The sequence below is a fragment of the Brucella thiophenivorans genome (genome assembly GCF_002252445.1).
Lineage (GTDB): Bacteria > Pseudomonadota > Alphaproteobacteria > Rhizobiales > Rhizobiaceae > Brucella > Brucella thiophenivorans.
Window position 1 is genome coordinate 221,534 of record NZ_NNRJ01000051.1, and the last position, 20,851, is coordinate 242,384.

Here is a 20,851-nt window from a genome sequence, read left to right on the forward strand (position 1 = left end):
ATGTATGCTGAGGCAACAATTACGGGGGCAGCGCTTTACACCTCCTGAGATCAAATAGAGCTTGATTTTATAAAATATAGTAGTTCCATAACCTATCTTATGTGATCAAGGTTTATAACAAGGGTGGGTTCTAGTTTGAAGTGCGACTTGCAAATGATAACAATGAGTTATCCAATGCAAGGAACCTGTCATGGAACGCACCTACGCGCATATTGATCTGGATGAACGCCGCAGAATAGCACGCTGGCGCACCGCAAAGCTCTCCGTTGACGTTATTGCTGAGAAGCTTGGAAGGCACCGCTCGACCATTTTTCGTGAACTCAAGCGCAATCAGTTTCACGATGATGAGATCAAGGATTTAAACGGCTATTACTGCACGATTGCCGAGCAGAAATCCCGCGAGCGGCGTTCGAAGCAACGTAAGCTGATCCGGTATGATGAGCTACGGCAGTCCGTGATCGATCACATTAGCGATGGATGGTCGCCGCAACAGATTGCAGGGAGAATGCGATTGGAACGCCATCCAATCTCTGTCAGTCATGAAACGATCTATCAGTTTGTGTATTCTGCTGATGGTCGCAAAGAAGGGCTTTGGAAATATCTGCCTGAGCGCCGTGCCAAACGACGCCCACGGCATGCTCGGCGTCATCATGGACGCCGATTTCCGCCAGAACTGAGCATCTTACACCGGCCGGATATGGTCGCCAGACGCAAGCAGTTCGGACACTGGGAATGCGACCTTATCCAGTTTCGCAAGAGGTTTGGCAACGCCAATGTGACGTCTCTGGACGAGCGGGTGAGCCGCTTTACGGTTTTGTTGCGCAATAATGATCGTCAGTCACGACCAGTGATGGATGGGGTGATTAGGGTACTCCAACCCCTGCCCCAAATAGCCCGTCGCTCCATCACGTTTGATCGTGGCACTGAGTTTACAGAATGGGCTTATCTGCAGAATGGGATCGGGTCGCAAACATGGTTCTGTGATCCGCAGTCACCATGGCAGAAAGGCGCTATTGAGAACATCAACAAGCGCATCCGACGGTACTTACCCAGCAACACGAATCTGGCGCAGGTCAGCCAGGCTCAGTTAACTGCCCTCGCCCACAAACTCAATGCAACCCCGCGGAAGTGTCTTGGATTTAAGACACCAGCCGAGGTCTTTGCTCCACTTTTGCAGGAAGCAGCTTAATCAGATAACCTCACCAACGACATGATGCACTTGGGTAGCTTTTCCAAAGTTTGCGCATATCAGAAATCCCCACTGTGTAATGCGTGCGGGGTTGAGATAGGAAAAACAGATGACATTGGGATAACAGCCAGCTTCATTTATCAGCGTACAACGATTGCGGCGGCTGTCTGTAAAAGACCGTCATTTTATTTGATGAGATAATAAACTCCGCAATATCGCCATTCAGCTTAAGTTCACTATTTAACAGTTAACGATTTTGTGAGGCTGTCGCACTTTGTTCTTAATCGGCACATATCGATGGCACCCCTTACGTATATCACTGAAACGTGATGTTCGCATTCCCCGCCTTTCTTAAGGAGCAGGAACATGTCTATTCGTTCGAAGCGCTTGGTGCTTCTTGCCACGGTCGTTGTGCCGGCACTATCGGTATCCATGATCGCGAAACCAACATTTGCTGAAACATTCTATGCGCCAATATTGCTTGCACAGGAAAGCGGCGAACAGCCTTCTAATGGTCAAAACCTGCAACAACAGCAGGAAGAAGAGCTCCAACGCGCACAGGATGAAGCGCGTCGTGCGGCTGAGGAACAGCAACGTGCAGCTGAAGAAGAAAACCGACGTTTGGCTGAGGAACAGCAAAGATTAGCTCAGGAAGAAGCTGACCGCCAGGCAAAGGAGCAACAACGCGCCGCAGAACAGGCCCAAAGCGAAGCTGCCGAGCAACAGCGTGCAGCGGAAGAGCAACGCCTGAACGAAGAGGAATTGCGCAAACAAGCTGAGCAGGCGCGTCAGGAAGCGGAACAACAACAGCGTGCGGCTGAAGAAGAAATGCGTCGTCGCGCTGATGAGGCGCGAAAGGCGGCACAGGAAGAATCTGACAAACAGGCTCGCGAACAAGAAAAATCAGCCGAAGAAGCGAAACGTCAGGCTGCAGAACAGCAGGAGACTGAAGAACACAAGGCTATTGAGCAAGAAGCTCGGCAGAAGGCTGCCGAGGAAGCTGCAAAACAAGAAGCTGAACAGCAGCCCGTTCCGGAAGCACCAGCCGCACCTATTGATGAGCCACAACAGGAAACCCCAGCACCTGCAACATCACCCGAAAATAAAGCCCAACAGCCATCACCGGAGGAGCCAGCATCGCCTCAAGCTCCGGTTGAACAACCAGCCGTCAAGGGCGTGCAGCCAGCGGATGCGCCGCAGCCGCCTATTGAGCAACCAGCGGAGCAACCGCGCGCGGAACAGCAGCAGCCTGTAGCGCCCACCGAAGCTATCGTTGATCAGCGCAGCGATGCCGAAAATCAGGAAATAGCCAAAGATCCTGCTAAGACCGACGAAACTGTAGTTCTCCCGGTTGAAAATGGCGCGGCGATTCTCGATAGTGATAAGGACGCCGACAATCGTGGCGGCAATCAGTCCCGCGATGATCGCCGCAAACAGCGTGAACAACAGCGTGCGTCCGAGGAAAATGTTCCGCCGCCCACCGATGACGCCGCCGCGCAGGTTGCAATTCCCGAGGCGATGCAGGCTGATTTGCCGAAACGGATGCAAGCCAATCTGAAAGAAGAAGGTGTTCGCATTGAGCAGGCACCTGCATTTGCCGTGCCGGAAACCACGAACATCATCAACAATACCATTGTAAACAATACTGTGGTGAATAATACGACTGTCAACAATGTAAACAACGTTACGAATGTAAAAGTCGTTGAACAGGTCGACAATCGCGTTATTCTCGAAACTGGGGATCGTATCTTTGTTCGCGGGGACGATCGCCCTCGCCTGCGTCGCGATGCCGAGCGCTCTTATTATGACGAGCTTCCCGACGGACGCATGCGCGAAACAATCGTGCGCCCAGGCGGTTATGAAGTCGTGACAGTTTATAATCGCTATGGCGATATCATTCAGAGAAACCGTATAGATGATGATGGCAATGAGTATCTGATGATGTATGCGCCGGAATACGATGATGGTCCGCGTGCGGCGATTGTCGATGTCGGATATGATCTGCCACCGATGCGCCTGACTGTTCCAGTCCAGGATTATATTATCGACGTTGCTGATGACCCTGATCGTGACTACTATGATTTCCTTTCAAGACCACCGGTTGAACGCGTCGAGCGCGTCTATACGATTAATGAAGTTAGGCATTCAGCGCGCCTGCGCGACAAGGTGCGCCGTATCGATCTCGATACAATCCAATTCTCGACAGGCAGCGCCGAGGTATCGCTTTCACAGGCCAAAACCTTGCGCAAGGTCGCCGATGCAATGCACAAGGTATTGCAGAAAGACCCTGGAGAAACGTTCTTTATTGAAGGGCATACGGACGCTGTCGGCTCGGACAGGTCCAATCTCGTACTATCCGACAAGCGCGCGGAATCGGTCGCCAGCCTGTTGACTGAAGTTTACGACATCCCGGCTGAAAACCTTGTCACACAGGGCTATGGCGAACGCTTCCTGAAAATCCGCACACAAGCAGCCGAACAGGAAAACCGCCGCGTTACCATCAGGCGTGTAACGCCGCTGGTTCGCCCGGTCGCGCATCGGTAACAGAGCATTTCCAACAAAACTGCGCAGCGGTTTTGTTTTGGGTAATGCATAAAACAAATAGATGGAGCGGTCCGACGATTCTGCTTAAACGGGAACCACTCTATGAAACATTATAGGGCCAGGCATTCGTCTGGCCCTATTTTATCAGAGAAGAGAAGCAACACCCAACGGCTTGGAACTCATGCTATCTACAACGATCATCTGGTTAAATTCACCACGTTTGAAAGCACTCAAAAAGCGTTTGTAATCTTTGAAAACAACGCAGCCGTTGGAATCACCATTCCGGCCGAGCATGTAAGTATGGGCAAGAAGGCCATCGCGATTATGCGGATTGCGGCCATCGACCGGCGTCAGGCGAATTGCTGCCACACCATGAAAAAGGCTCTCACGCATTCGCAAATTATAGGTATGCGGCGGTGTTGCGCCACGGTTTTTCTGCGTTACAGAACGCGGATTGTCACGCATAGCTCCAATACCGGAATGGGCTTCCAGTTTTTCGCCACTCGGCAAATAGACTGTTGCAGCGGAAATATCATAAATGGCTGCGCGGCTACGTGTCGGTGAGTGGAACAATCGCTTGAGAAGGCCCTCATGTTTTGGCTCTTCGGCTTGCTCAGTCGCTGGCGAATAGGCCAGTTTCGCAACTTCGTGTTTGCGCGGCTGCACAACAACTGGCCTACGCGACGGGAGTGGAACATCATCTGGCGTAAACAACTCAGGCACGGCTTCTACAGAAGCTTGTTGTGTGCGCAAATCGGGAACTGCTTGTGGGATGACCATCACAGGCGGCTTGGCTTCTAGTGCCGGGATAAACGGCACACGCTCTGAGCGTGGTTCTGTTATCACTGCCACGGCCACCGGCTTTTCTTCAATGATACCGTCAGCGCCGATATCAGCAATTATATCAGAATGATGGTCCAACTTGTTACGATGCCAATCAAGATTGGAATAAGGCGCATCGGCTGTGTAGGCTTCGATGAAACGGTGACGGATCACATGGTCAATGCCGATCGTGTGATCGACGACCGCAAGCTGCGGTGGCATTGCATCGGGTAAACGTCGTGTAACTGGTGCTACAGTTACAAAAGCCGGCAAAACCGCTTCAAAAAGGCCGAGAGCACCCATCAGGCAACTCCCTGCGAGAAGACCGGCACCAATAAAGGCAGTAAAGCGCAACAGGCTTTTACTACGCTGAATAGTAAAGGGATTCCAAGTATGAACGTCGAATTGAAATCCTAAATCAAATGTATCTGTAACAAGCGCCATGGTACTCGACCCGAATAAAACACAAAGTTCGAACCAACCCTTTGCAATAAGAATTCGTCAAAAAGGCGAATAAATCTGCTGCGAAGTGCTGACGAGAAAGCTATGTCGAGCATGCTGAATTATGGTAAATAAAGTGTTTGCATTGTAAACTTCGGCAGCGGATAAAACAAAATATCAGCTCAAGATTTATATCAAGCCGTGAGAAGATAACCTAAATGGGCGGCGCTCGGGAATTCGCTTCCTTCAACACCAACGCGATTGCGACCACGTTTTTTAACACGCATCAAGGCACTATCCGCTCGTTCGGCGGCTTCCCATAAGGTTTCACCACGACGCAGCATCGCAACGCCGAAACTGCTGGTAGCCCTGCGCCCCTCCGGTAAAACCGTAAAAGAGTGACGTGCAACTTTGTTACAAAGTCTGTTGCCGAACATCTCACATTGTTCTGGAGTGCCTTTGATCAAAAGAAGAAACTCTTCTCCACCAATGCGTCCAACGATGCTACCGTTGTCGCCAATGGTACGAAGCAGATTAGAAAACTCCACCAGCAACTGATCGCCGGCAGCATGGCCGAGTTCATCATTAATTGTCTTGAAGTGATCAATGTCAGCTATGATGACGGCATGATTTCCGCATTCTGCTGCGGTCAACCGCTTATTTGCATATCGTTCAAGCCCGCGACGATTCAGAATGCCAGTCAGCGGGTCTGCATCCCGTTCATCTTGCAATTCGTTGATAACGTCAGCGGTTGCAACTACAAGAATCAGAAGCCCCAACAGGACACCTGCGAAGGAAAGTCCAATCGTGGCAAACACCCAATATCGCGATTCAACAAGTAGCTCAGGGCTCACGACGCCATCAAGCATTCTAATTGTGAAAACGCTTCGCAAAAAGAAATGGGCCGCAAAGACGATCAGAACGTTATGGAAGATACGCTCTATCCAATCACCCCTCCCCAGTTCTTTTGCCTTGAAGCAGAGGATCGTGAGCATGGAACCAAGGCCGAAATTTGCAGCAGTCGCCATATGACTGTAATGCATCCCTGCTTGTGCCATGTAGCCAATAACAGCCAGTGTTACAGCGCAAATGAAGCCACCGGCAAATGGTGGAAACTGTTCTCCCAGCCGAAGCATAACCGCCTCACAAAACAGGAGGCAAGCAGCGAGATAGAATGCCGTTACCACAAGTGCGGCCACATCAAGATGCGGAAAAACCTGCAAAATCTGGACCAGAAGCCCACATGTAAAAGTAGCGAAGCTTAGCCCGAAAAACAGCATATACCTGCGCTTCGTATCAAGCATCCAGACGCCTGACATCGTCGTTGCAAATAGCATAATTAGCAAAGGCGGAACGAACTTCACGTAAAATCCTGAGTGTTGAGAAAACTGTTAAAACAAAATTTCTAATGAAGATTATCTGGAACGACATACGAGATGCAAAGTCAAGTTAACTTTTATCAATTATCAATATCATTACTGTTAAATTTCAGATTATATTAGATAAGCGGAAGCTAATAATTAATTACAAACAATAATATCTAATCGATACCTCAATTTCTGATTATTTTCCTAAAAAATTTTATCCCCAGATACTATTAAGTCACGATGGAGATAAGCCACGCTTTGTTACGCATTCTCCCTATTATTACCTGTTACTAATTATATTGTTGGCTTGGTACAAACTTAACAAAATGCCATTCTATCCCACCGCGCTTTGTACGTCTAAAAGGACGTTCAGCGCTGCCTTCACTGCGGAGAAATTAAATGCGCCATCAGTTCGACCTCTTCACTCCTCCCATTATGGATGAGGGGAAACAGGCAGGACTGCGCCCTGTTCGCGCCCGAACAGGAAAGGTAACAGGCCCTGACGAGGCGGAGATGGTCAAGCGCCTCAAAGACAGTGGTCGTTATCGCATACTGCAGCGACTTGACCCGCCGCCGACGGTCGCAAATGCGGATAGGCTCGCTTTTCCGCGCCTTGGTATTGTGGTGGATACTGAAACGACGGGCCTCAGCGCTGCGCAGGAAGAAATTATCGAAATCGGTGCTGTGGCCTTTTGCTATGCGGATGATGGTTCTATCGGCGATGTTTGTGCAACTTTTAGCGCATTGCAGGAGCCCTCAAAGCCCATTCCTGCAGAGATAACGCGTATCACCGGCATCACGGATGAGATGGTCGCCGGGCAGTTCATTCCGCGCGCGAAGCTTGAAGCATTGATCGGCAATGCGGATCTCATTATTGCGCATAATGCGGGTTTTGACCGGCCATTTCTGGAGCGTTTTTCACCTGTTTTCGAAAACAAGCCATGGACCTGTTCGGTAAAGGAAATAGACTGGACTGCACGCGGCTTTGAAGGCACCAAGCTCGGCTATCTGATTGGTCAGAGTGGCTATTTCCACAATGGTCATCGCGCCGAAGATGACTGTCAGGCGCTGCTTGCCGTGCTGAAGGAACAATCCGGCAAGACGACGCCTTTCGCTGAATTGCTGAAGGCCAGCCAGAAATCGCGACTGCGCATTTATGCAGAAAACAGCCCTTTTGAAATGAAAGATAAGCTGAAGGAGCGCCGCTATCGCTGGTCGGATGGGACGGATGGACGCCCGAAATCCTGGTGGACGGAAGTCGGCGAAGAGGAACTTGACGCTGAACTCGAATATCTGCGCACCGAGATTTACGGCTGGCGCGATGCCGATCCGCTGATCCAAAAAATGACCGCTGTAGATCGTTATAAAGAACGTGCACCACTCAGACCGAAATAAGGAAAAGGCCGCATCATGCGGCCTTTTTATCAAGCAATGATCGGCCATGGTTTTTGCGCTGGCCGCATATCTTCGTACGCTTTTGCTAGACGAAGCACGCCCAGATCATCGAAGCGTTGGCCGAAAATCTGCAAACCGATGGGCAGTCCCTTCGACGTATAGCCGCAATTGATTGAAACTGCTGGCTGTTCCGACATGTTCATCGCAACGGTAAAGGCAATGTGTTCGAACGGACGCTGCGGATCATTGACGGGTGAAGCCCATTCCGCCGGATAAGTTGCCATCGGCGAGGTCGGCGAAATAATGAAGTCGAAATCCTTGGATGCGGCGAGTGCTGCATGGCGCATGGCATCTATTTGTGAAAAGCCGGAATAGACTTCCTCACCATTGAGTGCTTGAGCCGTTTCAGTCCACTGATAGATATAGGGCAGGATTTTCGCACGGTTTTCCGGCGTCATCTTTGAGACATCGGCCCATGAACGTGCTCGCCAGAACCGATCAAGACCATCAATCATGGTGCGGTTTAGAAATGGCGCCACAGGCTCAATAATCGCGCCAGCATCCGCGAACAGCTTCGCTGCAGCTTCGACAGCCGCGTGTGTTTCATCGCCAGTTGGTTCGCCAAAACCGGCATCAAGCCAGAGGCCAATTTTGAGGCCCTTCACATCGACGTCGAGATCCATCCAGTCGATGTCCTGATAGGGTAAGCTCATCGCATCGCGGCGATCCGGCTTTGAGAGCACCGACATATAAAGCGCGCTGTCAGCTGCAGTCCGCGTCATCGGGCCTGCAACGCGTCCAAGAAATGCCGGATCGATTGGAATCCGTCCGAAAGACGGTTTCAAACCAACAAGACCGCACCAGCCGGCAGGTAGCCGAATGGAGCCACCTATATCGGTGCCAATATGCAAAGGACCATACCCGGCAGCCCCTGCACTGCCCGCACCAGCACTGGAGCCGCCCGGATTAGTTTTCAAATCCCATGGATTACGTGCCAGTTTATGAAAGCTCGACAGGCCCGACGACAGCATGCCAAGATCGGGCATAGTGGTTTTGGCAAGCAACACGCCACCAGCCTCGCGCGTGCGTGCTGCGGGTGGCGCATCAACTGCCGCTGGATTGAGTGGCAATGCAGCACAACCAAGCGGAACGGCTGTGCCTTTCGTGGCAATGTTTTCCTTGATCGTCAACGGAACACCGTCAATTGGACCAGCTGGCTCGCCGTTCGCCCAACGGGTTTCCGAGGCTTTTGCCGATGCAAGGGCTGCATCAGGATCATAAGCCCAAAGCGCATTCAGTTTTGGCTCATAAGCCTCAATACGATTAATAACAGCTTGCGTAACCTCGACCGGCGAAAGGGACTTGGTTTTATAAGCGGAGACGAGTTCGACGGCTGACAAATCGGCAAGTTCAGACATGGTGTTCCCTTATTTCATTCCGGCAATGCAATTGTAAAGTTCATGCGTCGCGTGCGTTTGCGGCGTCCTGCAAAAGGTTTTGGCACGGCATCGACAAGCGCGCGCGTATAATCATGCTGCGGACTGTCAAAGACTTCGTTCGTCGGTCCTTGCTCGACAATGTTGCCGTGATAAATTACTGCAACGCGGTCGGTTATGGCCCGCACGACGCCAAGATCATGACTGATAAACAAGTAGCTGAGGCCAAATTTTTCCTGCAAATCCATCATCAGATTGAGAACCTGCGCCTGAATGGAAACATCAAGCGCCGAAACTGGTTCATCGGCAACGATTAGCGCAGGCTTCGTGATCAGCGCACGCGCAATCGCGATGCGCTGGCGCTGACCGCCTGAAAACTCATGCGGATATTTTTCGGCTGAAGCCTTCGGTAGGCCAACGGCTTCAAGCACTTCCGCCACGCGATCATTGCGCTCTTTGCTACTTGTGCCGCGTTCCAGCGACACAATTGGTTCTGAAATGATGCGCCTGACCGTATGGCGCGGATCAAGCGATCCATACGGGTCTTGAAAGATAGCCTGAAAGCCTTTCCGTGCTTCACGCAGGCTCGAACGGTCAAGCGCATAAATATCCTGACCATTGATGAGAATCTGGCCCGATTGCGGTCGTTCCAGGCCCATCACTGCACGCGCAAGCGTCGATTTACCTGAACCGCTTTCACCAACAATACCAAGGCTTTGTCCGGCTTCGATCTCGACACTCACGCCATGCAGCACGCGAAGAGAACCGGGTTTTGACAAGAATGAAAGACGCGGGAGCTGATATTCACGCACGACATCTCGAACCTGCAAAATCAACTTGCTCATGCCAGCACCTCGCCATCGCATGGATGCAGACAGGCAGCGCGATGGGCGATACCTTCGCTTTCACCGATCAGATCGAGCTCTGGATTGAATTTGCGGCAGTCTTCTTCAACGAATGCGCAACGATCAGCAAAGCTGCAATATGGCGGACGCGCCAGTGGATCGGGTACAACACCGGGAATTGCAGCGAGGCGCTGGCGCGACTTCGTATGATCGCGAACCAGATTAGCGCCATGTGGAGATGCTGCAAAAAGCCCCCGTGCATAAGGATGCGCCATGCGATGGAATACGGCTTCGGTTCGCCCCGTTTCCACGATCCGCCCGGCATACATCACTGCGATACGATCGGTCATTTCCGACACAACACCGAGATCATGGGTAATAAGCATCAGCGCTGTGCCCGTTTCATCGATCAGATCATCCATAAGATCAAGGATTTGTGCCTGAACAGTCACATCGAGCGCGGTCGTCGGTTCGTCGGCGATCAGCAGATCAGGCTCGCAGGCAATTGCCATGGCAATCATCACGCGCTGGCGCTGACCACCTGAGAGCTGGTGCGGATACAGATCGAGATTAAAACGCGGCGCAGGCAACCCAACGCGGTCGAGAAGCTGGCGCGCCTTTCGCTCGGCATCAGCACGGCTTTCGCCAAGATGCAGCCGACGTCCCTCGGCAATCTGTGCGCCGATGGATTTAACCGGATTGAGCGCAGTCATTGGCTCCTGAAAAATCATCGCCATGCGCCGACCGCGCATTTTGCACAGTTCCGCTTCTGGCTTGTTTGCCAAGTCCTGCCCATCGAAGCGCAACGTGCCACGCACTTGCATACGGTCGGGCAGCAGACCCATAGCGGCAAGAGCGGTGATCGATTTGCCGCTACCCGATTCCCCGACAATGCCAAGGCGTTCGCCACGATTGAGCGTCAGCGTGATGCCCGACACAATATCAGCCGTACGGATGCCAAACGGCAATTCAACAGACATATTGTCCATTTCGAGCAAAGGTGTTGTCATCTCTGCCTCCTTACGCGCGGATCAAGAATATCGCGCAGACCATCGCCCAGCATGTTTAGGCCAAGAACTGCGAATGTGATCGCAAGGCCGGGGAAAATCGCCAGCCATGGCGCGTCATAGATGAATGTCTGTGCATCGTTGAGCATCTTGCCCCAGCTTGGCATTGGCGGCTGTGTGCCAAGCCCCACATAGGAGAGTCCCGCTTCGGCAACGATTGCGAGTGCAAACTGGATCGTCGCCTGCACAATCAGCACATGATTGATGTTGGGCAGAACATGCAAAAGCGTGATCGATATATCACCACGTCCTGCACAACGTGCTGCCTGCACGTATTCTCGTTTCCAGAGCCCCAGTGATGCACCGCGTGTGACGCGCGCAAAGACCGGAATATTGAAAATGCCAATTGCAATCATCGCATTGACCGCACCGGGGCCAAAAATGGCAGTGATGATAACGGCTGTCAGCAATGCCGGAAAGGCAAAGGCCAGATCGGTCATGCGCATGACGAAACCATCGACAAGGCCACCCCGCGCCGCCGCCAGCGCGCCAAGTGGAATGCCAATGCCCGCACCAACCAACACGGCAATAATCGACACTGCGATGGAATTACGCGCGCCGACCATGATCATGGAAAACACGTCACGGCCAAAATTATCCGTGCCAAACAGGTGGCTAAGGCTTGGCCCCTGCAGCTTGTCGCGGAAATTCATGGCTGTTGGCGAATAGGGGGTCCAGAAATAAGACACAACAGCCATTGCCACCAGAATGAGCGTGACCACGAAGCCGATCACAAGGCTGCGGCTTAGAAACAACGTCCGAAAACGGCTTGGTTTGACGATTGCGTGAACGCCACTCATCGGCTGCCTCCTGTCGAAAGGCGCGGATCAATGAAGCCATAAACAAGATCGATAATGAAATTGACGGTAATCACGGAAGCTGCGAGCAGCGTTACCAGCGACTGCACGGTCACGAGATCGCGTTGTGCAATCGCCTGAAACACCAATCGCCCAAGGCCGGGGAGATTGAAGACGTTTTCAATAATGATGGTTCCTGCCAAAAGAAACGAAAATTGCAGACCAATAATCGTGACAACCGGGATCAGCGCATTTGGCACCGCATGACGCCAAAGTGCAGCCTTGCGTGTCAGCCCCTTGGCGCGTGCCGTGCGCACAAAATCTTCTCCCAGCGTTTCAATCACTGCCGAGCGTGTGACACGTGCAAGGATGGCGGCGAGCGGCAAAGCAAGCGCTAAAGCTGGCAAGAACAGGGAACGTATGCCATTCCAGAACCCAATTTCCCAGCCCGCAAAGCCTGACGCTGGAAACCAACCAAGCTGCAAGGCAAACAATAGGATCAAAAGCAGGCCGAGCCAGAAATTCGGAACCGCGACGCCAACTTGCGCTACGCCCATCGACAGAACATCGCCGGTTTTGCCGCGCTTGGAAGCCGCATAAACGCCCACCGGAATTGCAACAGCGACCGACAGCAGCATGGAGAGCAAAGCCAGCGGCAGCGTGACCATAATGCGCGGTCCGAGCAATTCGCTGATAGGCACAGAATAGGTATAACTCGTGCCGAAATCGCCTATGAAAAAGCCGCCGATCCATGTGAGATATCGCCACCAGAGCGGCTGATCGAGACCCAGTTGCTTATGCAATGCGGCCAACGTTTCAGGCTGTGCGTTGATACCAAGGATTACGGCTGCGGGGTCGCCCGGCAGCACCTGCATCAACAAAAAGACGATGACGGAAGCCGCAAGCGTCGTAAGCAAGAGCGATACCAACCGCCCGGATATATAAGCCAGCAATGCGACCTCCTTGAAAAGTTGGGTTGCCCACTTTCCACATTCCAATTCGCCATGCGCTCTCCCCTTATTGTTATGGAGCGCACAGCCATTCGCGGGAAACCGTCCCGCCGCACAGACGACGGAGCGGAAATATTTTATTCAGCCCAATAGGCCTGTGTCAGATCGTCAGCCGGGATCGGCATGTTCTTCCAAAGACCTTTGATGTTCTTGTTCCACACACCGATTTTTGGCAGTGCATAGAGGAAGATATTGGGCTCATCAGCAGCAAGCTTTTCCTGCAACTTCTTGACGAGTTCGAGTTGTTCCTCATCGCTACCAGCTTCGGCATAGGCTTTGTAAAGGGCCTTATATTCCGGGCTGTTATAGTTGAAGTAGTATTTATCACGCGCATAAATATCGAGATCGCGCGGTTCGGTATGCGCGATGATCGTTGCATCGAAATCCGAGCGCTTGAACACCTGATCGAGCCATTGCGCAAATTCCATCGGCACGAGATTGACCTGAATGCCGACTTCCGAAAGCATGGCCGCAATGATTTCGCCGCCACGACGCGCATAGGCTGGCGGTGGAAGCGTGATGGTGATTTGCGTGCCAGCCGGAACGCCTGCCTCTTCCAGCAATTGCTTTGCCTTGGCCGGATCATAAGGATAGGTTTCCGAGAGATCGACATAGCCCGGATCGACCGGCGCATAATGCGAACCAATCGGCGAACCAAAGCCCGAATACGTGCCTTCAATCAGGCCCTTGCTGTCAATGGCGTGGGCCAGTGCTTGACGCACCTTCACATTGTCAAACGGCGCTTTGGCATTGTTGAGCGAAAGCAGAACCTTGCCAGCCGTATCACCCACTTCGACATGAAGCTTGTCGTCGCTTTCAAAGCGGCTGATCAGCTCGGGTGCCTGAAACATCGGGAACACATCAATATCGCCAGCAAGAATAGCTGCTGCGGCTGCTGACGGATCGCTGATGAAACGGAACGTAACGGCTGAAAGCTTCGCAGGCTCACCCCAATAATCGGGATTGCGTTCAAGCTCAACGCGGTCACCCTGTACCCAGCGCTTGAACTTGAAAGGACCTGTGCCAACCGGCTTGGTCTTGTTATCTGCCGCAGAATTTGGAGCGATCATCACCGCATCACCCCACCCCATATTAAACAGGAAGTTGGAACTTGGGCGCTTCAGCGTGACAACCGCGGTCGCTGGATCAGGACATTCCGTGCTGGCGATGGGTTCAAAAAGGCCTTTTTGCGCGTTGGTGGAATCGGGAGCCACTGCACGCTCATAGGAGAACTTAACAACCGAGCAATCGAATGGCGTTCCATCATGGAACTTTACGCCCTCGCGCAACTTGAACGTATAGGTTTTCTTGTCGTCGGAGAGCGTCCAGCTTTCAGCCAATTGCGGCTTTACCGTGCCATCTTCGACAATCCGAACCAGACCTTCATAAAGGTTGGCATAGGTAACCTGCCTGATACCGGCAGCAGCATTGGCCGTCGGATCAAGGCCGGGCGGCTCCAGCACTTCTCCAACCACCATTGTGTCTTTTGCAAAGGCACCGTTGATTGATGCCAGCATCGTGGCTGTTATCAGCCCGGCTTTCAGCAGATTACCCATAACTCCCCTTTTCTTTAATTATTAAATTGAACGTCCGCCATCCACGTCGAGCGCAACACCTGTAATCATAGAGGCTTGAGGCGAGCAAAGGAAAGCCGCAGCTTCAGCCAGATCGTCAGGTTTCAACAAGCGGCCCATCGGAATGGAATCGCGAAATTTTTTGCGGATTTCTTCGCTGTCTTCGCCCATAAAAGTAGTGAGAAGCGGGGTTTCACCAGCTACCGGATTAAGCGCAACAACGCGAATTTTTGCTGGTGCAAGCTCGATTGCGAGCGCCTTGGTAGCCGATACGACCCAGCCCTTGGTCGCATTATACCAGGCGAGGTTAGGACGCGGACGACCGGCACCAGTCGAAGCAACATTGAGAATCACACCCTCACCATTGGCCTTGAAATGTGGAATCAGCTTGCGCGTCATAAGATAAATACCGCGCACATTGACACCGAGAATCCGATCAAATTCGTCTGGCTCGACCAGTTCCGCACTTTGTGGCTTGTGACCGATGCCGGCATTGTTGATCAGAATATCGACCTTGCCAAATTTCGAGATTGCTGCATCCACAGCAGCATTAACGTCAGCTTCCTTGGAAATATCGACAGCAACAGCAAGTGCTGCATCGCCGATTTCACCTGCTACACGCTCGGCACCCGCCTTGTCGCGGTCCACGATGACGACCTTCGCGCCGTCTCTAGCAAAGCGTTTCGCCATGCCTTCGCCAAATCCCGAACCTGCTCCCGTAATGAGCGCGACCTTACCTTCAAGCGACACTGTTATTCTCCCAGTATTGTATTTATCCGTGATACACGGAAATCGTTTTCAGCGAGGCAAAGCCATAAAGCGCCTCAAAACCCTTTTCGCGGCCATGACCAGACTTCTTCACGCCGCCAAATGGCAGTTCGATTCCGCCTCCAGCACCATAATTATTGATGAACACCTGACCAGAATGGATGGCGCGCGCCAGACGGAACTGGCGTCCACCATCATTGGTCCAGATGCCGCAAACAAGGCCAAAGGACGTGCCGTTGGCAATCGCGATAGCTTCTTCTTCGGTGTCAAAAGGCAGGATAATCTGCACCGGGCCGAAGATTTCTTCCTGCGCAAGACGATGATCGGCAGGCACATCGCGGATCAATGTCGGGAGCACATAGGCTCCACTTTCTGGCGCGTCTGCCAAAAGCTCACCCTGAGCGGCAATTGCCAGACCATCCTGCTTTGCAAGATCGAGATAGCTCTCGACAATTGCTTTCTGACGTTGCGAGACGACCGGGCCGACAGAAGGATTTGCACCTGCGGGGCCGACTTTCAAGGCGCGATAACGTTCGCTCATACGTGCAATGACATCTTCATAGATGCTGCGTTCAACCAGAATACGCGACGAAGCGGAACAGGTCTGGCCCGCATTCTGAATGCCGGCATTGACAAGGAACGGCACGGCGCGATCAATATCCGCATCAGCAAAGACGATCTGCGGCGACTTACCGCCAAGTTCCAGCGTTACAGGAATAGTGTTTTTCGCCGCTGCGGCCTGTATTGCCTCGCCGGTGCGAACCGAACCGGTAAACGAAATGTGGTTGACGTCTGGATGCTCGGATAGCGCTGCACCCGCTTCTGCGCCAAGCCCGGTTACAACATTCAAAGCGCCTTTTGGCAGCCCGGCTTTTTCCGCAATTTTTGCAAACTCAAGAATGGTCAGACATGCTTCTTCGGCTGGTTTCACCACCGCCGCATTGCCCATGGCAAGCGCTGCACCAAGGCTGCGCCCCAAAATCTGCATTGGATAGTTCCACGGGATAATGTGTCCGGTCACACCATGTGGCTCGTAGATGCTCAGAACAGTAAAGCCATTCTGATAAGGCAGCGTGTCACCATGCACCTTATCGGCGGATGCGCCGTAAAACTCCAGATAGCGCGCAAGTGCCACCACGTCGGCGCGTGCCTGCGTCACCGGCTTACCAACATCTTTTGATTCGAGATCAGTCAGAAGATCAATGTTTTTTAACACTTCCTCGGAAATGCGATGCAGAACCCGGCCACGTTCAGTGGCCGTGAGCTTGCCCCAATCGCCGGAGCGGGCCGCGCGCGCTGAAGCGACAGCCAGATCAACATCGGCTTTTGTACCGCGTGCAATCAGCGCCAGATCACTACCATCAGAAGGGTTTTTGAGCGTAATAAGCTCGCCGCCAACTGCGTCCTGCCATTGAGCCGCGATAAAATTTCCATAGCGCAAAAGTTCTGCTTGGCCGGTTGTGTTGTTATGCTTCATTTTCATTCTCCCGCAGAGGTCTTTCAGCCTCCAGTCTCGCCGTAGTTGCGCGGATATGCGCCCGCGCCAGCTGTTCGGCTTCTTCGCCATTGCGCGCGGCAATGGCCTCAACAATTGCGCCATGTTCGCGGATCGCATCCCGCGCCCGGTCTACCGAAAGCGAAAAGGACGGTGCAAAAACCTGCGATGTCATACGCAGAACCGGCACGAAGGCGATCAGCGAGGCGTTACCCGCCGCATTCATCACCGCCATATGAAAATCGACATTGGATTGCGTGTAGGCTTTCGGGTCCCACGGATCGACGACTGCCCCCTGACTAGCAACAAACGTGCGAAGCTTGGCAATATCGGCATCCGTTGCCCGTTCAGCAGCAAAACGCGCCGCAACACCATCAAGTGCTTCACGCACGGCATAGGCATCAATGAGACGGGTGAGATCAGCAGAGGCCACACGAACGCCCCTGCCTGGTAAATGAATGACCAGTCCGTCGCGTTCAAGAACACGCAGGGCTTCGCGCAGCGGCGTGCGGCTGATACCAAATTCAGCAGCCATATGTTCCTGACGAAGAATAGCACCAGGCGCATAAACGCCCGCATAAATTCGCTCGCGAAGTGCTTCTGCAACTTCGTCCAGCAAACGGGTCTGACTACGCCACTCAAAAGCCGCCAATAGAAAAGCCTCCCAACTTTTCTGGACACAATATCCTGGATACAAAATCAGTCAATGCAAAAACGGCTATGTCCCCTGATAGGATTTCAGCAGATCAGAAAAATGAGAACTGGGATTTATTCGCTCACGATTTCCCGGAGCATCTCGACCAGTTGCCTGATTTGGTCTGGGCTACTTTCCATATGCTGGATAACAATCTCCATCGGATCAACAGTCGGCAAACCGGCACTCGCAGGTACGATTCTATGTGCGGGTTGCGCCACGCGCGTTGGCAACAGGCTTACGCCCAGCCCTTCCGCAACCGCACTTTGAACGCTTGCAAGACTGGAGCTCGTGAAAACAACGCGCCATGGCCTGCCGATATGGTCGAGCGATTCCATCATGTCGCTGCGATAAAGCCCATTTGGCGGGAAAGCGACAAGCGGCAAAGGGTCGGTATCTGAAACCGGATATTCCGCACTTTCCAGCCATGATAAAGGTTCAGGCCAATGTGCCGTGCCAACTGTTTCTCCGCGTTTCTGTTTGATCATCACGAGATCAAACTCGCCGGTTTCAAATCCTTTTTGCAACTCGCGACTTAGGCCACTTGTTACCTCAAGCTTTATATTAGGATGGCCGCGCAGAAAGGCCGCAAGCGCTGGCGTGACCAGTTTAGCCGCAAAATCTTCTGCAAGACCAAGCCGAAATATCGCAGTCAAAGCGTTGCCGGTTATGGCTGCTGCAGCTTCATCGTGGAGATGAAGCATACGACGTGCATAACCAAGCAGTTTCTCACCCGCATCGGTTGGCCGCACATCATTTCGCGCACGCTCCAGCAGAGATTGCCCAGCCGCTTCTTCTAAGCGCAAAATTTTCTGGCTTATGGTTGATTGTGTCGAATGCAATTGTTGGGCCGCAGCGGTGAAGCTGCGACTGTCTATAACAGCAACAAAGGCACGCAAGAGATCGAGGCTGAATGCATTATTCATTTATTGAATGAATACCAGTTGAACATTTAATTTTTAAATATGACTTATCGTGATTATTTTAGCAATAAGTAAGGAGCACAGCCGATGCGTAAAACACTCTTCAGCTTGAGTACCTTAGCATTGATTGCAGGGACGATAGTCATGACCGAACCAACATTGTCTGAAAATAACGCCGTAGCACAAGCGAAAACAACGCTTATCGAAGCCGCCTCCGTCGGCGATCTCGGTGCCGTCAAACAGGCTATCAAGGTAGGTGCCGATCTTGAAATCCGTGGAAAGAGGGGCGAAACAGCGCTTCTTGTAGCCACGCACGCCAATCATGTCGATGTTGCGCGTGCGCTTATAGAAGCCGGTGCCGATGTGAACGCCAAGGATTCCATCAACGATAGTCCCTATCTTTATGCAGGCGCGCGAGGACATCTTGAAATACTCAAACTCACCCTTTCCCATGGTGCGGATCTCAAAAGTACCAATCGCTATGGCGGCACCGCAATAATTCCCGCCTCTGAACGTGGACATGTTGAAACAGTTAAAACGTTGATTGAAGCAGGCACAGATGTCGATCACGTCAATAATCTCGGCTGGACCGCTTTGCTGGAAGCGATCATTCTTGGTGATGGCGGGCAACGCCACATCGATATTGTGAAACTGCTGATTGATGGCGGCGCAGACGTTAATCTGGCCGATAAAGACGGCGTTACGCCTTTACAACATGCCCGCCAGCGGGGTTTTAAGCCCATGGTAGCAATGCTTGAAAAGGCAGGTGGAAAATGAATAAAGATCAGGAGTTTTTGCAAAAGGCGATCGCTCTTGCTTATGACAATGTCGAACTGGGCGGTCGCCCCTTCGGTGCTGTTGTCGTAAAAGACGACAAGATCATCGCGATCGGTGTCAATCGCATGCAAGCCGATTGCGATCCAACTGCACATGCAGAACTTCTAGCATTGCGTGCTGCAGGAAAGGTTTTGCAGTCGCCACGACTGGATGATTGCAGCGTATATGCAAGCGGACAGCCCTGTCCCATGTGTTTTGCTGCAATGCGGATGTCTGGCGTCAATAAAATCATATTTGCTTATTCCAATGATGAAGCCGAACCGTTTGACCTTTCGACAGCGAAAATCGCTTGTGAACTAGTCAAACCCATAGGCGAACAGACTGGTATCCGCTTTGAACATTATTCGCCCGACGACAATGCGGCGCTTTATCGGCGCTGGCAGGAAAAGCAGAAATAGATGACTGGCGTCATCATGCGCACAAAGCAAACCAGTGTCGGGACTAACGCAAGCCCTATTGCACTTATCGTTCTAGTCGTTCTGATTGGCCTCAATCTCAGGCCGTTTCTGACTGCGCCGGGACCAATACTTTCCGATATCGCTTCAGATACCGGCATGGGCTTTGGCGCACTGTCTTTGCTCACATTCCTGCCTATGCTGCTGATGGGGCTTGGTGCATTTATCGCGCCAAGCATTCAGTCAACCATCGGAACGCGTCGCAGCATGTTCACAGCACTGAGCATCCTTGCGGCAGGCTCTGCTCTGCGTGGTTTTGTGCCGGATGGGTTTTCTCTGGTTCTTACCGCTGTCATGTGTGGCGCGGGTGTTGCAATGATACAGGCACTGATGCCGGGCTTGATCAAAGCAAACTTTCCGGCAAGCATTGCGACGATTACAGGTCTTTACTCGGCGATGATCATGGGCGGCGGCGCACTCGGCGCTCGCCTGACGCCATGGCTTGCCGGTTCTGACCATAACTGGCGTTTCGCACTTGCAGTTCTTACAGTTCCAACAATACTGGCGCTCTTTACGGCGATCCCTATTCTTCGGGAAACCGAATCTTCCGGTTCAAAATCGGGTATAAGCGGAAAGCTTTTGCATCGTCGGCGCACTTGGGTGCTTATGATCGCTTTCGGCCTCGTGAATGCAGGCTATTCCTCCATGGTGGCATGGCTGGCCCCCTACTATCAATCATTAGGAATGCCGGCATCAGCAACCGGAAACCTAATCGCGGTTATGGCAATAGCGCAGGCGCTTGCAGCCTTTGGGCTTCCCTTGCTCGCTCGTCGCAATTTTGACCGTCGCCCGTGGCTCTTGCTCACACTGGTAATGCAGGCCATAGGTTTTGCAGGTCTTGCCTTCATCCCCGAATTTTCACCGTTGTTCTGGTCTGCTATTTGTGGCGCTGGTCTTGGTGGCAGTTTTGCACTTGCCATGATTACATCGCTTGATCATCTGCAAAAACCGGAAGAAGCAGGCGCACTCGCCGCTATGATGCAGGGCGGTGGTTTTCTGATTGCGGCTCTCGGACCTATCGCTACCGCGTTCTTGCATAGTCTCACCGGCAGTTTCGCATCAGGCTGGATTCTGCATCTTGTTTTGGTTTTGAGCATTTGCCCGCTCTATCTCAGCTTCAATCCTCGCCACTATGAGCGTGTGATGAACCTCAAATATCGGAACGAAAGCGGCACACAATAGCGTTACCAGC

18 protein-coding genes are annotated in these 20,851 nt (G+C 52.4%); 6 read left to right on the forward strand and 12 right to left on the reverse strand.

What is annotated here, in order from left to right; genetic code table 11:
* Positions 1-190: 190 nt before the first annotated feature.
* Positions 191-1,189: an IS30 family transposase gene (locus CEV31_RS15075; RefSeq protein ID WP_094507958.1), complete on the forward strand. Its 999-nt coding sequence runs from the start codon at positions 191-193 to the stop codon at positions 1,187-1,189.
* Between the two features lie 366 nt (positions 1,190-1,555).
* Complete coding sequence (locus tag CEV31_RS15080; RefSeq protein ID WP_094507960.1) at positions 1,556-3,733, forward strand: OmpA family protein; 2,178 nt, start codon at positions 1,556-1,558, stop codon at positions 3,731-3,733.
* 144 nt (positions 3,734-3,877) lie between these two features.
* Here the strand turns inward: CEV31_RS15080 and CEV31_RS15085 are convergent, their stop codons facing one another.
* Together CEV31_RS15085 and CEV31_RS15090 are read right to left on the reverse strand one after the other, a co-directional pair.
* The gene (locus CEV31_RS15085) at positions 3,878-4,999 is read right to left on the reverse strand and encodes a DUF2778 domain-containing protein (RefSeq protein WP_094507962.1); all 1,122 of its coding nucleotides are present in this window, start codon (positions 4,997-4,999) and stop codon (positions 3,878-3,880) included.
* 191 nt (positions 5,000-5,190) lie between these two features.
* Positions 5,191-6,360: a GGDEF domain-containing protein gene (locus tag CEV31_RS15090; protein WP_094507964.1), complete on the reverse strand. Its 1,170-nt coding sequence runs from the start codon at positions 6,358-6,360 to the stop codon at positions 5,191-5,193.
* Between the two features lie 402 nt (positions 6,361-6,762).
* Between CEV31_RS15090 and CEV31_RS15095 the strand changes: the two genes are divergently transcribed.
* Positions 6,763-7,758, forward strand: a complete 996-nt coding sequence (locus tag CEV31_RS15095; protein ID WP_094507966.1) for a 3'-5' exonuclease — start codon at positions 6,763-6,765, stop codon at positions 7,756-7,758.
* 29 nt (positions 7,759-7,787) lie between these two features.
* Here CEV31_RS15095 and CEV31_RS15100 read toward each other — a convergent pair whose 3' ends face one another.
* The 10 genes from CEV31_RS15100 to CEV31_RS15145 form a co-directional block, all read right to left on the reverse strand.
* Complete coding sequence (locus tag CEV31_RS15100; protein ID WP_094507968.1) at positions 7,788-9,176, reverse strand: amidase; 1,389 nt, start codon at positions 9,174-9,176, stop codon at positions 7,788-7,790.
* A gap of 14 nt (positions 9,177-9,190) precedes the next feature.
* Entirely contained in the window at positions 9,191-10,039 is an 849-nt protein-coding gene (locus CEV31_RS15105) for an ATP-binding cassette domain-containing protein (protein WP_094508577.1), read from the reverse strand.
* Positions 10,036-11,049, reverse strand: coding sequence for an ABC transporter ATP-binding protein (locus tag CEV31_RS15110; protein ID WP_094507970.1), 1,014 nt, complete (start codon positions 11,047-11,049; stop codon positions 10,036-10,038). The genes CEV31_RS15105 and CEV31_RS15110 overlap by 4 nt, the downstream gene beginning before the upstream one ends.
* Positions 11,046-11,906, reverse strand: coding sequence for an ABC transporter permease (locus CEV31_RS15115; protein WP_094507972.1), 861 nt, complete (start codon positions 11,904-11,906; stop codon positions 11,046-11,048). The genes CEV31_RS15110 and CEV31_RS15115 overlap by 4 nt, the downstream gene beginning before the upstream one ends.
* A complete protein-coding gene (locus tag CEV31_RS15120; protein WP_094507974.1) occupies positions 11,903-12,856 on the reverse strand; it encodes an ABC transporter permease in 954 nt (317 codons plus the stop codon). The genes CEV31_RS15115 and CEV31_RS15120 overlap by 4 nt, the downstream gene beginning before the upstream one ends.
* 134 nt (positions 12,857-12,990) lie before the next feature.
* Complete coding sequence (locus CEV31_RS15125) at positions 12,991-14,469, reverse strand: ABC transporter substrate-binding protein (protein WP_094507976.1); 1,479 nt, start codon at positions 14,467-14,469, stop codon at positions 12,991-12,993.
* Between the two features lie 21 nt (positions 14,470-14,490).
* Complete coding sequence (locus CEV31_RS15130; protein WP_094507978.1) at positions 14,491-15,237, reverse strand: SDR family oxidoreductase; 747 nt, start codon at positions 15,235-15,237, stop codon at positions 14,491-14,493.
* A gap of 22 nt (positions 15,238-15,259) precedes the next feature.
* On the reverse strand, positions 15,260-16,732 hold the full coding sequence (locus CEV31_RS15135; RefSeq protein WP_094507980.1) for an aldehyde dehydrogenase family protein: 1,473 nt from the start codon (positions 16,730-16,732) through the stop codon (positions 15,260-15,262).
* Positions 16,722-17,402 carry a GntR family transcriptional regulator gene (locus CEV31_RS15140; RefSeq protein ID WP_094507982.1) on the reverse strand — a complete coding sequence of 227 codons (681 nt, stop codon included), beginning with the start codon at positions 17,400-17,402 and terminating at the stop codon, positions 16,722-16,724. Before CEV31_RS15140 ends, CEV31_RS15135 begins: the two co-directional genes overlap by 11 nt.
* Positions 17,403-17,518: 116 nt before the next feature.
* Positions 17,519-18,370: a LysR family transcriptional regulator gene (locus tag CEV31_RS15145; RefSeq protein ID WP_094507984.1), complete on the reverse strand. Its 852-nt coding sequence runs from the start codon at positions 18,368-18,370 to the stop codon at positions 17,519-17,521.
* Between the two features lie 84 nt (positions 18,371-18,454).
* Here CEV31_RS15145 and CEV31_RS15150 point away from each other — a divergent pair, with 84 nt between their 5' ends.
* The 3 genes from CEV31_RS15150 to CEV31_RS15160 are packed head-to-tail and all read left to right on the forward strand — an operon-like array spanning position 18,455 to position 20,841.
* Positions 18,455-19,144: an ankyrin repeat domain-containing protein gene (locus tag CEV31_RS15150; RefSeq protein WP_210190931.1), complete on the forward strand. Its 690-nt coding sequence runs from the start codon at positions 18,455-18,457 to the stop codon at positions 19,142-19,144.
* Complete coding sequence (locus tag CEV31_RS15155) at positions 19,141-19,602, forward strand: nucleoside deaminase (protein ID WP_094507988.1); 462 nt, start codon at positions 19,141-19,143, stop codon at positions 19,600-19,602. The genes CEV31_RS15150 and CEV31_RS15155 overlap by 4 nt, the downstream gene beginning before the upstream one ends.
* Entirely contained in the window at positions 19,603-20,841 is a 1,239-nt protein-coding gene (locus CEV31_RS15160) for a cyanate transporter (RefSeq protein ID WP_235818121.1), read from the forward strand.
* Positions 20,842-20,851: the final 10 nt, after the last annotated feature.

What these genes read in the sequence shown, in the direction of transcription:
- CEV31_RS15075 (WP_094507958.1), top strand. Translation starts at nt 191, where the DNA reads ATGGAACGCACCTACGCGCATATTGATCTGGATGAACGCCGCAGAATA.
- CEV31_RS15080 (WP_094507960.1), top strand. Translation starts at nt 1,556, where the DNA reads ATGTCTATTCGTTCGAAGCGCTTGGTGCTTCTTGCCACGGTCGTTGTG.
- CEV31_RS15085 (WP_094507962.1), bottom strand. Translation starts at nt 4,999, where the DNA reads ATGGCGCTTGTTACAGATACATTTGATTTAGGATTTCAATTCGACGTT.
- CEV31_RS15095 (WP_094507966.1), top strand. Translation starts at nt 6,763, where the DNA reads ATGCGCCATCAGTTCGACCTCTTCACTCCTCCCATTATGGATGAGGGG.
- CEV31_RS15100 (WP_094507968.1), bottom strand. Translation starts at nt 9,176, where the DNA reads ATGTCTGAACTTGCCGATTTGTCAGCCGTCGAACTCGTCTCCGCTTAT.
- CEV31_RS15105 (WP_094508577.1), bottom strand. Translation starts at nt 10,039, where the DNA reads ATGAGCAAGTTGATTTTGCAGGTTCGAGATGTCGTGCGTGAATATCAG.
- CEV31_RS15110 (WP_094507970.1), bottom strand. Translation starts at nt 11,049, where the DNA reads ATGACAACACCTTTGCTCGAAATGGACAATATGTCTGTTGAATTGCCG.
- CEV31_RS15115 (WP_094507972.1), bottom strand. Translation starts at nt 11,906, where the DNA reads ATGAGTGGCGTTCACGCAATCGTCAAACCAAGCCGTTTTCGGACGTTG.
- CEV31_RS15125 (WP_094507976.1), bottom strand. Translation starts at nt 14,469, where the DNA reads ATGGGTAATCTGCTGAAAGCCGGGCTGATAACAGCCACGATGCTGGCA.
- CEV31_RS15135 (WP_094507980.1), bottom strand. Translation starts at nt 16,732, where the DNA reads ATGAAGCATAACAACACAACCGGCCAAGCAGAACTTTTGCGCTATGGA.
- CEV31_RS15145 (WP_094507984.1), bottom strand. Translation starts at nt 18,370, where the DNA reads ATGAATAATGCATTCAGCCTCGATCTCTTGCGTGCCTTTGTTGCTGTT.
- CEV31_RS15150 (WP_210190931.1), top strand. Translation starts at nt 18,455, where the DNA reads ATGCGTAAAACACTCTTCAGCTTGAGTACCTTAGCATTGATTGCAGGG.
- CEV31_RS15155 (WP_094507988.1), top strand. Translation starts at nt 19,141, where the DNA reads ATGAATAAAGATCAGGAGTTTTTGCAAAAGGCGATCGCTCTTGCTTAT.
- CEV31_RS15160 (WP_235818121.1), top strand. Translation starts at nt 19,603, where the DNA reads ATGACTGGCGTCATCATGCGCACAAAGCAAACCAGTGTCGGGACTAAC.